We start from the raw sequence: 13,779 nt of genomic DNA on the forward strand, positions 1-13,779 counted from the left end.
CAGACTGTCAAACAAACGGCCTGAATGAAGAAATATGCTCTGAGTAGAAACACGGTAAAGAAGTACGCAACAATTATCAAGGAGTGAATACATGACCCCGTATAATGCCATTCTGAAACTGAATAGCGAAGGCCTGAACCACTCTGAGATTGCGGACACGGTTCTGGGATGCTCAAGAAAGACTGTTATCAAGGTCTTGCAGCTTGCAGAGGCATATCATTTGCCGTATCCGCTCAACCCGCCCATGACGGATCTGGAGCTTCACAGGATGCTCCACCCCAAGAAAGGGAAGGCAGAACGGATGCCGGATCGTGATCGAACGCTGTTCCTCCTCGCTCTTCCTGGCTACAACCTTACCAGAGTCCGTAAGGAGTACGATGCTGCTTGCGAAGCGTCAGGGACAAAGCCTTACAGCAGGGCTATGTTTCAGAATATCGTTTCTGAATGGAAACAAGAAATGCCAATACCGGAATACCGCTCCCTCCTTGTGTTCCAATCCATCAGATATGCCTATACGGACGTAGACGGCAAGAAACACGGAGTAATCTTCGCGGAGGTATTGTTCTGCCACATGATTGTTGCGGAGATCGTAAAGGACGGGAAACAGCGTTCCTGGGTACACGCCATTATCAAAATCCTGAAGCAACTTGGCAGTATACCTGATCATTATTGCTTCCTCAACCGTGTGCCGACAGCCTTCAGAGACGTTACAGAAGACTGTCTGTCGTATTACGGGTTGGAGGCGATAGACAATAAAGCGGCATTCGGAAATGTCCTGAAAGAGGCTGTTGCGGAAACCACGGCGGCTCTAAATAAAGGGCTTGCTCCGGTACAAGTACCTACATTTATCGCAAAATCTATCTGCTCGGCGCGAAATGACATGCCATGGTCAGATGATCCTGGATTTACAAGAAACGATGCGTATAACCTTGAGAGGAACGCTATGAAACCTCTGACAGATAGGGATTATGACCTTGTGGAGTATACTGAAGTTGTTCCGCAATTGAATTACCACGTCGAAATCGATGGGATGTATTACTCGGTGCCGTTTGAGAACAGACATGATAAACTGGTTGCCTACATTTCGGAAAATCAGGTGGAGATCTACTGCGGGGTTGAAATGGTGGCTGTTCACAGTAGGCTGAAGGGAATGCCAGGTCAGTATAAGACAGTTCCCGATCATCTCGTACCTGATGAGGAAATCCCATGGGGAGAAACTTCTGTAAGCTCTCTTATTTCGTGGGCTAATAAGATCGGTCCCACAACTACTTCCGTTATTGAGAACTGGATCGATAAGGCACCCTTTGCGGTGCAGGCTTTTAAGAAATGTAGCGCATTGTTGCACATGGCATCAAAATACGGCTCTCGTACCTTAGAAGAGGCATGCAAGAGAGCCACTGAAGATCGAAGTGCTAAGTACCGATATATCGTAGAACTGCTGAAAACAGGCAATAATTTTTACAATAATGAATAATCAGGTCTTTTTAAAAGCTTTGACGGTTCGATGTGATGTCGGGCCGTTTCCTTTTTTGAGGAATTGGTTCTCTTCAGAGAGTTCGGAAATCCGCTTCTGAAGACGTTCTATCTCGGCATTCTTTCCTTCAAGGGAGGCTGACAGATCGCGGTTTTGCGCCTTTAGAAGCGCCGTTTCAACGTCCCTCTGCATCAGCTTGGTGTTCTTATCCTGCAGGTTTGTTTTGTCGGTCTGGAGTCTTGCGATAGTTGAATAGGGGCTATCAGAGGACGCTGTAGCCGCTGACTGTTCAATATATCGTCTCAGAAGCTGTTCGTGATTATACATAGTGGTTCTTGAAGCCCCAATTTCGGTTGCAATCGCTTTGACTGAGTAGTCTATGCCTTTAAGGGTGCTGACAGCTTCTGCCTGGGCGTTATGCCTGCTCTGAATAGCCGCCTCAACCTTCTTCAGCCAGTTCTGCATAAAGGGTTTCAGAATATCGTAGTCCTCATTGATTGCGGCAAGATTTTCTTTGATTATCTGTTCGAGCTCCATTCGGATGCCTCCTTCTCAATCTGTTCTAAGTTTTCAATGATGCCCTTCAGCGAAGGATGCTCCATGTAGACAGCATCCACGCCATCACGCTGTACGACTTCTTTCAGGTCTTTCAGCTCTGGAATCAGACGGTCTGTTGCGATGTTGTAAAGCATGTGCTTTTCCTTCTGCACCTGTTTCAGATGACCACGCGCAGTATTGCTCTGAATGGACGCCTCAAGTTCCTTGCATTGCCTGTAGCTGATGTCTGCCATGTAGTAGAAATGTACAATGTTAGGGCAAACGCCGTATGCACAGTACAGCCGGTTTGTCTTGGCATCAAGACTGCAGTCACGGAGCGGAGAAGACTTGATGCAGACACCACCAGTTTTCTGACGAATAGGGATGTCTTTGGCAAGTCCTTCACAGATGGCATCCAGATCCTTTTCGACATGGAAGTTGTTCTTCTTGATGAATTCTTCAATCTTATCGGGCAGCCCTTTAGCACTGCCAAGAATCTTTGCTTTTCCAGAGACAACCTCACGCAATGTTTTCAGCGTAAACTCCATGTTTTCCTGTGGAGACTTCGTCGGGAGAATATGATATCTTACCATGTCATTTGTCAGATGGGACATGAAGCGTTTGATATACTCCAGTGGGACTCCTTTAGAAGCAAGAACGGTACAACAATGAAAGCGGAACTGTTGAGATACAGGCACAGCCAATGTCGTAATATGGGGTTCGTCAGCCTTGTGCGACCAGCGTACCCGTTTGCGGTCAAGAGCCTTGATGTTAAATCTATGGACTCCGGGATACTTGGAATCCGGAAGATCCACGGTCTTTAGTAGATCCGCATTATCCAGATCGATAAAAAATGAGTATATCAATCGTTTGAAGTTTTCACTGTTCACAGGGATGTCTTTGGTGCTTTCGCTTCCAAGGAACAGATAGTCGACCCCAAGCTTCTTCCTTCTGTCTGCATAGACCGATACAAGTACGTTAAAGGCTTCTTTCGTTAATTCGTTGATGTATGTGAACGCGGCAGAGGAAACGTTATTCCCGTCTTCACGCTTCCATGTCTCGTATTCGAGATAATTTGTTTCTTCTCCATTGAAGATCTGCGTTGTCCGCAAGGCACTTGTCCGCAGGGATAAAATCTCGCCGATTCTGAGGCCTGTTTCAGCTAAGATGATATAAACACAGGCTATTGCTCGGTACAGAGCGGATGCGTTAGTGTCATTCATCACCTTGACGCAGGCAGAAACAAAGTTATCGAAATAGTCTGCGGGAATGTTCGATGAACGATGCTCGTACTGATAGGCAACATACTCACGGTAGTTATCCTGCTCGAAAAGGTCATGCATTCCCTTTGAGTAGACATCCGTAAAATGTGCACTGTATTGCAGGAAGAACCTCTTTAGATACGTTTTCGTGTCACGAAGTTTTGTAATAGATTCCTCATTCCTCACTTTCAGAAGGTATTTCTTGAGGATTGCTATCGATATGTCTTCAACAGCGTACACATGATAATTCTCTTCGATGTACAGGAAGAAGTTCTTCAGCATTATAAAACGCTTGTATAAGGACTGGAGCTTGATCTTGTTTTCTAGGATGGTCAGCAGCACATAGTTTTTCATCGTATTCTTGAACGCACTGTTTCCCATCATGCCGAAGTTGTATTTGAGATTTTTCTTAAGGATGTTCAGGTCTGTGAAATCTGAAAAATCCCACAGATCATCATTGTAGTAGATGTCTCCTTTTGAGAAGGGGAGCTTATTGATCCGAGCTAACTCCCCAATATAGCTTGAGGTTGACATCTCCTTGGACGCATACTCCTCCGGGATAGTGTACTCAGTATCTAGTTCAGTAATATATATGGCATTACTTTTCGGCATTCTCGATCCTCTCCTTAAGATTCAGAATTTCCTCAATGTAACGAAGCATCAGCACTTTAATGACTACCAGATCCTCCTTGTCATGCGGAACGGTAGCTGCTTCAATCTTTTTATCCAATATCCGCACCTGTTCTTCGAAGTATGGAAGTCTTGAAATGGTGGTGACGAAGTCGTTGCACATCGGGCAATCGAGGTTCATCATCATTCCACAGGTGTCGCTCTTACAGAAGCCACACCCATCTGCGACCTCGTTTTCTGTCGTGCAGATGTCGGGGTTATCATTCGTTATGATCGTGCCATCAAGTTTTACGTTACTGATGGTCACACCATGGACAGCTTCGAGCATTTCTCGAATTTCGAGTCTGACATAGTTCCTGTCATCAACAGTAGTTGTTTTATGACCTGTCAGAACTCCCTGCTCCAAGTCGGAGAGGTTATGACGAATCCTGTACTCCTCTGCCTTAGTCATGTGAGTATCACGGAGGTTCGACAGCGTGTATGCAGGGACACCTGCTTCCTTACAGCAGTCCTGAAAAAAGACGTTAAAGCGATTTTGCGAAACCTTGACGTATGTCCCTTTCTTTGGTCCTGGGATCACAAACAGTTTATTCAGTAGCCAGGTATTGGTCGAAGCTTCGCGGAAACTTTCAGTCACTGCAATCACGTGCCGGATTCCACGTTCAACGTAAGATGAAATAGGCTGTTCAACTACTTCATCGGCTGAAGTCTTTGTCTCTGAGACAACTTCGAATTCTCCTTTCTTGGCGGTCTCGTGCAGACAGTCTTTATTCAGATCGACAATCTGGGAACCACGGAATTCTGTCTCCAGTGCCAGATAGAATATCGACATAAAGACATCGGCAACGGGATCTTCCTCTGCCCTTCGCTTAAAGACCGTGGCAATCTTGCTAAGCTCATTGTTAGAGATGGGGTGTGTATTATCGTAGCTCTGGTCCAACGTATGGGTCAGAGCGTAAAATACACCGTTGTCAATTTCTCCCAACTTGTTAGCACTAACATGACGGAGGACATTCCGAAGATTGTATATGTAGCCGCTACGCGTTCTGTTATTGTCGAATGAAGCCAGTACATGATTACGATAGGCTGAAGCATCTGTAACTGTTATTACTTCATGGTTCTGCGAAACCGGGAATATCGTTCTGATCTTTCCAGACTTGATCTTCGCAAGGTAATTGAAAGCCCAAGCAAGTATGGAGATAGGATGCGCTTTTGTATACATCATCACTTTATCCTTCCATACGTAGTGCTTATACCATATGCGATACACAGGGTCGTTTATCCGTGTAAAGTCCAGCTTAAATACCCTTATGACGGTGTCACGGTCGTACTTCTTATAGCAAAGAAGCCACTTATCAGCCTCAGGGACGTCCTCTATAAGGTTGTAAAGGATTACCTTAAATCCGTCTTTAAGTTCGTTTGCAAACGAAGGCCTGGTCAGCAGGGACGTAGGGACGCCTTCTTTTTCGAACAGCTTCTCATTCGCATGCTGAGCGAGATAAAGATAGAACGATACGACCACTGCTGCACGAGTGGTCTTTCTCTGTTTTGAAGCATACGATTGGAAGTAGTCAACCTGATTAGTGAAACTTGTGAAACCGAGATCTGCGAGCCCGTTTACTTCAAGTCCCTGTAAAGAATCATCGAAATGTTCACAAAAAGAAGTGATATGGTCTCCTTTATCAACACGAGTGTTTAGAAAAGAATGCACTGCCTCACGGATTTCTTTTGAGGCACAGTTGATATATTTCATTGTCCGAAACACTTTGGAGTTGCTGAAAGCACTGACGACGCACCAGTACTCAGGATGCTCGGACTGCAAGATCTCTTTCACCGTCTGCAAAGAAACAGTGTCGTAAGTTTCTCGAGATAGTACTAATGCCTTTAAATGTCTGTCAGTAATAAGCCCGTCTTCATTGAACTGGAGTAGCATGCCAAACAATGCTTCCATCAGAACGGATCTACTTGAAGAAGCTGCTTTGCCCTTTGCGGCCATCTGGAACCCTTTGACGAACTGGTCTATCGTAATACTATCTGCGGAATGAAAAATCGTACTGCACAGCTTCTTGGCTCTTGAAAGAACGGCGGCCTTACGCGTAGTCGGAAGCGTTGAAGAAAACTTTACATTATCGAAGTATCTGGTCATCGAGAGACTGATCTGGTCATCAGTCACATCTGGAACCGCCGAGTAAGTTGGTATGGAATAATCATCGGTAAGGTTCTCAAAAAGCGAAGACTCCTGAAACTTTGAATAATGTTCATCGTCATCATTTAGAAGATAAAAAGTTGCCTGTTCGCTCGCGGACAACTGACTGAGGACATGTTTGAAGTCGGTAAGCCTGTTGACCCTTGGAGCCTTAATGTATCCCTGTTCACATGCGAACTCCAGAAAAGAAAGGAACATCTTCCTATAACCAGGTACAGACCATGATGAACGGTGCGCAATAAGCATGGTGACAGAAATGTTAGAAATAGACATATCTGCAACGCAAGAGCAGAGATTTGCCAGGCACAGCTTAGGATTTTTGTAAAAGGTCTGCTGTATCACAAAGTCGTGAACAGCCTGACGGGTAACGTCATCCCGAAGTTTCTTAAAGGCACGACTGTCTGTGAAGATTATTTCGATATCATTTGTCATAAGTCATCTCGCTTTAATCCAGGAATCTGGTTGTACATCTCGTCAAGAGAAGCGGTCTTCAGTGCAATCTGGTCGGATTTTGTCGGCTTGTAGTAGCACTTAACAGCGGCAGTGGTCTTGTGTCTCAGAAGATCCGCAAGTTCAACCTCGTTGACATGGCAGTATTGCACGTTGAACATCGCATAGCCATGACGGAATCTGTGATTCAGGTTGTTCTTGCGCTTCCTTTTATCTACTTCGAGATTACATGCTTCGAAGATCTTACGGAGCTTATTGTTCCAGCTGCTCTTCATCAACGGGGTGCCAACAGAATTGAGGAAGATATAGTAGTTTTCTCCTTCGCTTTCTTCGGAATCTCTTACACGGTCCGCAATCGTTTTTTTAAAATATCTGTCATGGGAAGCCTTAGAGCGCTCACGGGCGTCTGTATGCGCTGTATTGATGTATTGATCAATCAGATCGAACAGATCCTGTGGAACGACAACGAACTGGTACCCGTCAAAGTACTGATTGTATTCCGATGTTTTGTACTGAGACCTGCTTATGACGTTCAGACAGGACTTGGCGTTCTGGGATTCATAGTCGTCTGACACTCGGTTACGGATGTAAGCAATCGGAATGAAATCATCTGAATAAGTGTACCCGTCACGAGTAAAAAGGTTGTTTCTGTCTTCCATAACAAGATCATCGGCAGTAAGGCCAAGTACTTCGCCAAGGCGCATTCCGCATTGATACATAAGCCTAATGATGATCTCAGCCTCAAGGTCATCTTGCTTCCTCACATACTCAAGAACACGTAAGAATTCATCAACGCTGATATATGCTGGAACCTCAACAGGTTTTGATGGTTTCCGCTCACTCGAACGGTAAGTCTCTGTTTTGAAGTGGTCTGATGTCTCTTTAAAGGCTGGGATGACTGTAAGACTACCAGTAGTGTCAAAGAGAGGATGTTCCGCAACCTTGAGATACTGGAGATAGCGTCTGTAAACAGAGAGATAGCCATTCACGGTCGCGTTCGAACGGACTGTGAGGAGGTGCATCTCATAGACCATTCCCGTTGGATTGTACCCGTGGAGGAAATATTTGAGGGCAGTTATGTCCTCCGGAAGAAAATCAGCAAGATTCTTCCCGATAAGCTCCTGAAAAGCTTCAAGAAATTTCAGCGCCTCATGCGCCCGAACCATAGTGTTACGGGAACGCTCAGAGAGCGTGATGTTTATGTAAGCGAAAGCATCATAGTCGAGCTGCATGTCGGAATTATACAGGAGATAATAGGTTTTCTTCTTGTAAGGCAGGACAACAGCGCGAGGATACACCGTGGTGACGGTATCCTTCTTGCCGTCAATCCGTAGCGTCTTCACATAGTAGCTCTCGTTGGTAGCCTTCTTCTCTTCAATGATGTACATACAGTCTCCATAAGTGTTTACAAATTTAAAAAAATACCGTATGCGATAATTATACCACAGGCGTGTAGAAATGCAATAAAAATATGAACACGAGAAGAAATATCGTATGCATGTATAGTGTGTAAAATAATTAGCAAAGATGATATATGAGTAAAACCGGAAAATATGTAAAAGAAAGGCTCAGAATGCTATACTAAAGGGGAGAAATGCCCGTAAATATACCATTCTTAGTACCTTGACAAAAAGATGGACATTTACAAAAACACCATATTTCTACACCCCTCGTGCTGTGACTGATTTCATGGCAAAGATGATTAATCCGCAGATTGGCGAACAAGTTGCAGACTTTGCCTGTGGCACTGGCGGCTTCCTCACCAGTTGGCTGAAAGAGCTTGCTCCAAAAGTTAAAACAACAGAAGACCAGGCTGCTTATGATACTTCCATCTACGGAATAGAAAAGAAACAATTCCCTTATATGCTGTGTATCACAAATATGCTGTTACATGGCATAGATGTGCCGAAAATCTACCATGACAACTCTTTGTTGAAGGATGTTCTGGACTACACACTGGATGACCAGTTTGATGTTATTCTGATGAATCCTCCTTACGGTGGTAACGAAAAAACAGAAGTGAAGAACCACTTCCCAGCAGATTTGGCAAGCAGCGAGACGGCAGACCTCTTTATTTCTGTTATCATGTACCGTTTGAAAAAGAACGGTCGTGCGGCTGTTATTCTACCTGATGGTTTCCTGTTCGGCACAGATAATGCCAAGGTTGCTATCAAAAAGAAACTGTTCTCAGAGTTCAATCTGCATACTGTAATCCGCATGCCGCACAGCGTATTTGCGCCTTACACATCCATCACCACCAACATTCTGTTCTTTGACCATACAAAGCCCACAGAAGAAACTTGGTTCTATCGTCTGGATATGCCAGAGGGTTACAAGAACTTCTCCAAGACTAAGCCGATGGAACTCAAACACTTTGATCCTGCTATGGATTGGTGGAACAACAGAGAAGAAATCAATGTAGATGGATTTGACAAGGCAAAGAAATATACCGAAGAAGAAATTGCTGCGAGAAACTACAATATCGACCTTTGCGGCTATCCTCACGAGGAAGAAGAAATTCTGCCGCCTAAGGAACTGATTCAGCAGTATCAGGAAAAACGAGCAAGCCTGAATGCGGATATCGACCGCATCCTGACTCAGATTACGGAGATATTGGGAATTGATTTGGAGGGAGAATAATGACCGGGCAACAGCTGAAAAACTCAATATTGCAGATGGCTGTTCAGGGCAAACTTGTTCCGCAAGACCCAAACGATGAGCCAGCTTCTGTATTACTTGAGAGAATAAGAAAAGAAAAGGAACAGCTCATCAAAGAAGGCAAAATTAAGAAGGAAAAGAACCCTTCTTACATCTTCCGTGGTGCCGATAATTTGCCTTATGAGAAAGTCGGTAAAAACGAGCCGGTGTGCATTGCAGATGAGGTACCTTTTGATATTCCTGAAAGTTGGGAGTGGGTGCGTTGGGGAACATTATCTGAATCTATTCAATATGGTTACAATGCACCGGCGCAGGAAACAGGGCGAATAAAAATGGTCCGTATAAGTGATATTCAAAACAATTCAGTACTGTGGGAAACAGTTCCCTATTGTGAGATAAAGGAAAGTGAGATTGACACATACCTTTTGAAGCCAAATGATATTCTATTTGCGAGAACAGGTGGAACCGTTGGAAAGTCTTATCTTGTACAAGACGTTCCTGAAGAAGCAATCTACGCTGGCTACTTAATTAGAACCAGATATAGTGATCAGCTATGCCCACAATATTTGAAATACTTTATGGAGAGCGAATTGTACTGGTCACAGTTAAGAGAAGGTACTATTGCGACAGCGCAACCCAACTGCAACGGAAAAACATTAGGAAATATGTTCGTTCCAATACCACCGTTGTCAGAGCAGATTCGCATTGTAGGAAAGATTAATGTAGTTATGGGCAGTGTGGCTGAATATGATGTAGTATATTCAAAAGCAGAATATCTAAACGATGCTTTCCCAGATACATTGAAGAAATCTATCTTACAGGAAGCGGTACAGGGCAAACTTGTACCTCAAGATCCTGCTGACGAGCCTGCTTCCGTCCTTCTGGAGCGCATTCGTGCAGAGAAAGAACAGTTGATTAAAGAAGGAAAAATCAAGCGAGACAAGCACGAATCCGTCATTTTCAGAAGGGATAATTCTCATTATGAGAAGTTGGACGGAATTGAGCGTTGTATTGACGATGAGATACCGTTTGAGATTCCAGATAGCTGGGAATGGACAAGATTTGGTCAGGTTATTTCGTTGCTTTCAGGAACAGACTTTAAGCCCGAAGAATATAATGATGCACGGAAAGGAACGCCTTATATTACAGGAGCCAGTAGTTTGTCAGACGATGGCATTTTGCTGAATCGTTGGACAGAAACACCAAGAGTAATTGCTAATCGTGGTGATGTTTTATTGGTGTGCAAAGGTTCAGGTTATGGCAAAACTGTGATTTGTGATATTGAAGAAGCACATATTGCAAGACAAATCATGGCAATAAAAAAGCTCGTAACACTTGATATGCGCTATATTCGTCTGTTCCTTCAGGCAAACTTCGACAAAATTAAATCCAAGGGACAGGGGGTTATTCCCGGAATAGACCGTAGTAGCGTTATGAACCTCTTGTTTCCTATTCCACCGTTAGCAGAGCAACGCCGCATCGTTGAAAAACAGAGAGAATTGTTTGATAAGATTACGCTAATTTAACACAGAATTGTATAATATCTGGCGAAAGGAGGTCTTTCGCCATGATAGAAAAAGAAAAATTTGAAAGACACTTGAGGGGTACAAACCTCTCAGAAAACACAATTTCATCGTATCTATTTGCTATTAAGCAGTACGGAGAACAGTACGATGATGTCACCCAGAAGAAACTGCGTGAGTACAAAGTATGGCTGATCGAGAATTACAAGCCAAAGACGGTTAATCTCCGTTTACGAGCCATCAATTGCTACTTGGAATGTATCGGTAAAGAAAAGTGGAAACTCCCCTTTGTCCGAGTGCAGCAGAAAGCTTTTCTGGAAAATGTGATCAGCGAAGCGGATTACGAATATTTCAAGTCCTGCCTCAAGAATGATGATGAAATGTTCTGGTATTTTGTAATCCGTTTTCTGGCGGCAACCGGAGCCAGAGTCAGTGAGTTGATCCAGATCAAGGTTGAACACGTTAAGCTTGGTCACCTCGACCTTTATTCAAAAGGTGGAAAGCTACGCAGGATCTACATCCCGAAAGAATTGCAAAAGGAAGCCCTTTCCTGGTTGGCTGGAAAGCACCAGGATAGCGGCTTCCTTTTTTTGAACAAATATGGGGAACGAATTACCACTCGTGGTATTTCGGGACAACTGAAAAAGCTGGCCGTAAAATATGGCATCAATCCGGCAGTTGTATATCCGCATTCGTTCCGCCATAGGTTTGCCAAAAGTTTCTTAGAGCGCTGCAATGACATAGCGTTCCTTGCCGACCTCATGGGGCATGAAAGCATTGAAACCACCCGTATTTACCTCAGAAAAACAGCTACAGAGCAGCGAGAAATTGTGGATACAATCGTAGATTGGTAAAAGAAAAGGCATACACTTCGGATTGTTGAAGTGTATGCCTGATTTTATAGAATGTCAAAGGATTCAATCACGAAATTTACTCGTTGGACAATTCTCTTTTGCTCCGCCACGGGAGGAAGCGGAACAAGATAATTGGAAATGAAATCTTTCCTGATACGCTGTTGTCCCGCCGTTCCGGTAAAATTTTTTATACCGTCTTGGATAAAAGCGTGGGTTTTGCAGAGCAGCAAAAAGTATGGCATATACAATATTTTTGTATAGTCACGAAGTACATGAAGTTCTGTTGTACCGGCACCATATCCATTAGGAAGGCTACAAATCACAGCAGACTTTCTATTCTGAAAACATGGAGTTATTTTCGCAATGACAACATCGTTGTCGGCAAAATGGGTAAATCCGGATTTTACATCCTTCCATGCCTTTTCCTCAAAAGTATGGCTATTGTTAAAGCCATCGTGCAAAAGAGGCATTGGCATAAATCCAACAATGGTATCATCAGAAATAACGTTTCTTGGATTGACTGTAAGCAGGGAACCCATCCTAACCCATTCCCATGTATTAGGAATATCGAAAGGTATCTCATCGTCAATACAACGCTCGATCCCGTCCAACTTCTCATAATGAGAACTTTACATACTTGCAAGTTTCTTTTCTAAAACACTCACGGATGTAAGAATTCTATTTTGCTCATTCTCAGGAGGAAGCGGCACCAACATATTTGCAAGTTCACCTAAATAAATTCCACCTTGTGCAGTTCCATTACTTTTTGAGGTGAACTGCTGTTGAAATAGAGGACTATCCAATAACAATTTCATGTATTGATTGTTTATCAATGCACCGAAGATAGCAATACTTCGTTGTGCGATAACGGGTTCATCATGCTCATAGATTGCCGTATTTCCGATACTGCCACCAATGATGCCAAGAATGACATCGCCTTTTGAAATTTGTGTTCTTGGATTTTCCTTATCAAATCCCTTCTGATCACACAATCTATCTTCATCCGTAAATAGGATTTTTCCATTTCTGATATTTCTAGCACTAATAACCCTAAAACCTTTTGATTTCTTTGGTGGAGGATTATGTGATCCATCGGTTAGTTTGTAGCAAATATTAGAGAAACGACACCAACACCACCCGTCTGGAAGAGAAAAAGGAATATCTTCATCAATACAAACTTCTTCTGAACCACGCTTTTCATAATGAGAATTATCCCTTCTGAAAATGACGGATTCGTGCTTGTCTCGCTTGATTTTTCCATCCTTAATCAGCTGTTCCTTTTCAGCACGAATACGTTCCAGAAGGACAGAAGCAGGTTCGTCAGCAGGATCTTGTGGAACAAGTTTTCCTTGAACCGCTTCCTGCAAGATAGATTTCTTTAGTCTATCAGGAAAAGCATTATTTAGAGATTCTGCTTCAGAGTATGCAGTTCTGTATGTATCAACATAAGGCAATACTCCTCTGATTTTTTCTACAATTCGTTTTTGCTCCGCTTCAGGAGGAACCGGTATAAGTGCCTGATAAAGTTTATTATCGTTGATCGCAGGATAAGCAACGCCCTTGGCATTGTCCGTGTCATTTGCATACGCATCGAAGTCTGGTGACATCAGATAATAAAATAGGAACTCATTGTAAAATCCGGTATGGCAAGTAAGGGCAGCGAAGCCTGTACTGGCAATAGGTTGGTGGCTAAAGGAGCGGTCAACGATGCACATATTATGCAGATATGGACGCACAGTAGAGTACAGAATGTCACCTATAGCGACAATTTTTCTTGCCCTCGAAGGCGCCTTATCCGCAGCAATTATATTTTCTTCATCGCTTAGTTTTTGATTTTTGTTATCGATAGATCCAATGTCTATATAACAGAAATCAGCAGTAGGTGTCATTTGTCCTCTGTTGTAAATGATTTTACTCAGTCGCACCCATTCCCAACTATCTGGAATGTCAAATGGAACCTCATCTGCAATGCACACCAGCTCGTTTTTACCGACTTTCTCATAAGGCAAATTATCGGTATAAAAAGTGTATAGGGGTCAATTGGAAAAGTAAATTCCAGTTCCAGTAGGTCTTAACTGGAACTTACCATTGCAAAAACAGTGGTAGAAGTAACTCTTCCAAACCTTTCCCAACCGGTTGAACACCGGTCAGTAATCAATTAAAATATAGTTACTTTCCCTGAAAT

Annotated in this window: 10 protein-coding genes; 4 read left to right on the forward strand and 6 right to left on the reverse strand. The window is 43.4% G+C overall.

The genetic code is table 11. The features are described from left to right. Positions 1-91: 91 nt before the first annotated feature. Entirely contained in the window at positions 92-1,474 is a 1,383-nt protein-coding gene (locus tag ACTNB8_RS13865; RefSeq protein ID WP_441055634.1) for a Mu transposase domain-containing protein, read from the forward strand. Here the strand turns inward: ACTNB8_RS13865 and ACTNB8_RS13870 are convergent, their stop codons facing one another. The 4 genes from ACTNB8_RS13870 to ACTNB8_RS13885 are packed head-to-tail and all read right to left on the reverse strand — an operon-like array spanning position 1,475 to position 7,947. Further along, positions 1,475-2,011, reverse strand: coding sequence for a hypothetical protein (locus ACTNB8_RS13870; RefSeq protein ID WP_441055636.1), 537 nt, complete (start codon positions 2,009-2,011; stop codon positions 1,475-1,477). Next, positions 1,993-3,885 (reverse strand): hypothetical protein, encoded by a 1,893-nt coding sequence (locus tag ACTNB8_RS13875; RefSeq protein ID WP_441055638.1) that lies wholly within the window; start codon positions 3,883-3,885, stop codon positions 1,993-1,995. Before ACTNB8_RS13875 ends, ACTNB8_RS13870 begins: the two co-directional genes overlap by 19 nt. After that, on the reverse strand, positions 3,872-6,541 hold the full coding sequence (locus ACTNB8_RS13880; protein WP_441055640.1) for a hypothetical protein: 2,670 nt from the start codon (positions 6,539-6,541) through the stop codon (positions 3,872-3,874). The genes ACTNB8_RS13875 and ACTNB8_RS13880 overlap by 14 nt, the downstream gene beginning before the upstream one ends. After that, positions 6,538-7,947, reverse strand: coding sequence for a hypothetical protein (locus ACTNB8_RS13885; RefSeq protein WP_441055642.1), 1,410 nt, complete (start codon positions 7,945-7,947; stop codon positions 6,538-6,540). Before ACTNB8_RS13885 ends, ACTNB8_RS13880 begins: the two co-directional genes overlap by 4 nt. Before the next feature lie 235 nt (positions 7,948-8,182). On the opposite strand from ACTNB8_RS13885, the gene ACTNB8_RS13890 reads away from it, so the two are divergent. From ACTNB8_RS13890 to ACTNB8_RS13900, 3 genes are read left to right on the forward strand one after another with little or no spacing between them, the layout of a single operon-like run. Next, the gene (locus tag ACTNB8_RS13890) at positions 8,183-9,199 is read left to right on the forward strand and encodes an HsdM family class I SAM-dependent methyltransferase (RefSeq protein WP_441055644.1); all 1,017 of its coding nucleotides are present in this window, start codon (positions 8,183-8,185) and stop codon (positions 9,197-9,199) included. Further along, entirely contained in the window at positions 9,199-10,743 is a 1,545-nt protein-coding gene (locus tag ACTNB8_RS13895) for a restriction endonuclease subunit S (protein WP_441055646.1), read from the forward strand. Before ACTNB8_RS13890 ends, ACTNB8_RS13895 begins: the two co-directional genes overlap by 1 nt. Before the next feature lie 41 nt (positions 10,744-10,784). Continuing rightward, a complete protein-coding gene (locus ACTNB8_RS13900) occupies positions 10,785-11,594 on the forward strand; it encodes a tyrosine-type recombinase/integrase (RefSeq protein ID WP_441055648.1) in 810 nt (269 codons plus the stop codon). A 44-nt stretch (positions 11,595-11,638) separates the two neighbouring features. On the opposite strand, the gene ACTNB8_RS13905 is transcribed toward ACTNB8_RS13900, so the two are convergent. Together ACTNB8_RS13905 and ACTNB8_RS13910 are read right to left on the reverse strand one after the other, a co-directional pair. Further along, a complete protein-coding gene (locus ACTNB8_RS13905; protein WP_441055650.1) occupies positions 11,639-12,205 on the reverse strand; it encodes a restriction endonuclease subunit S in 567 nt (188 codons plus the stop codon). Positions 12,206-12,223: 18 nt separating this feature from the next. Then, positions 12,224-13,483, reverse strand: coding sequence for a restriction endonuclease subunit S (locus ACTNB8_RS13910; protein ID WP_441055652.1), 1,260 nt, complete (start codon positions 13,481-13,483; stop codon positions 12,224-12,226). Positions 13,484-13,779 lie beyond the last annotated feature (296 nt).

Source organism: Blautia sp. HCP28S3_G10 (assembly GCF_052065235.1).
Taxonomy (GTDB): Bacteria; Bacillota; Clostridia; order Lachnospirales; family Lachnospiraceae; genus Blautia_A.

Excerpts from the sequence above, each read along its gene's own strand:
- ACTNB8_RS13900 (WP_441055648.1), top strand. The coding sequence starts at position 10,785 with ATGATAGAAAAAGAAAAATTTGAAAGACACTTGAGGGGTACAAACCTC.
- ACTNB8_RS13910 (WP_441055652.1), bottom strand. The coding sequence starts at position 13,483 with ATGACACCTACTGCTGATTTCTGTTATATAGACATTGGATCTATCGAT.
- ACTNB8_RS13875 (WP_441055638.1), bottom strand. The coding sequence starts at position 3,885 with ATGCCGAAAAGTAATGCCATATATATTACTGAACTAGATACTGAGTAC.
- ACTNB8_RS13870 (WP_441055636.1), bottom strand. The coding sequence starts at position 2,011 with ATGGAGCTCGAACAGATAATCAAAGAAAATCTTGCCGCAATCAATGAG.
- ACTNB8_RS13880 (WP_441055640.1), bottom strand. The coding sequence starts at position 6,541 with ATGACAAATGATATCGAAATAATCTTCACAGACAGTCGTGCCTTTAAG.
- ACTNB8_RS13895 (WP_441055646.1), top strand. The coding sequence starts at position 9,199 with ATGACCGGGCAACAGCTGAAAAACTCAATATTGCAGATGGCTGTTCAG.
- ACTNB8_RS13885 (WP_441055642.1), bottom strand. The coding sequence starts at position 7,947 with ATGTACATCATTGAAGAGAAGAAGGCTACCAACGAGAGCTACTATGTG.
- ACTNB8_RS13865 (WP_441055634.1), top strand. The coding sequence starts at position 92 with ATGACCCCGTATAATGCCATTCTGAAACTGAATAGCGAAGGCCTGAAC.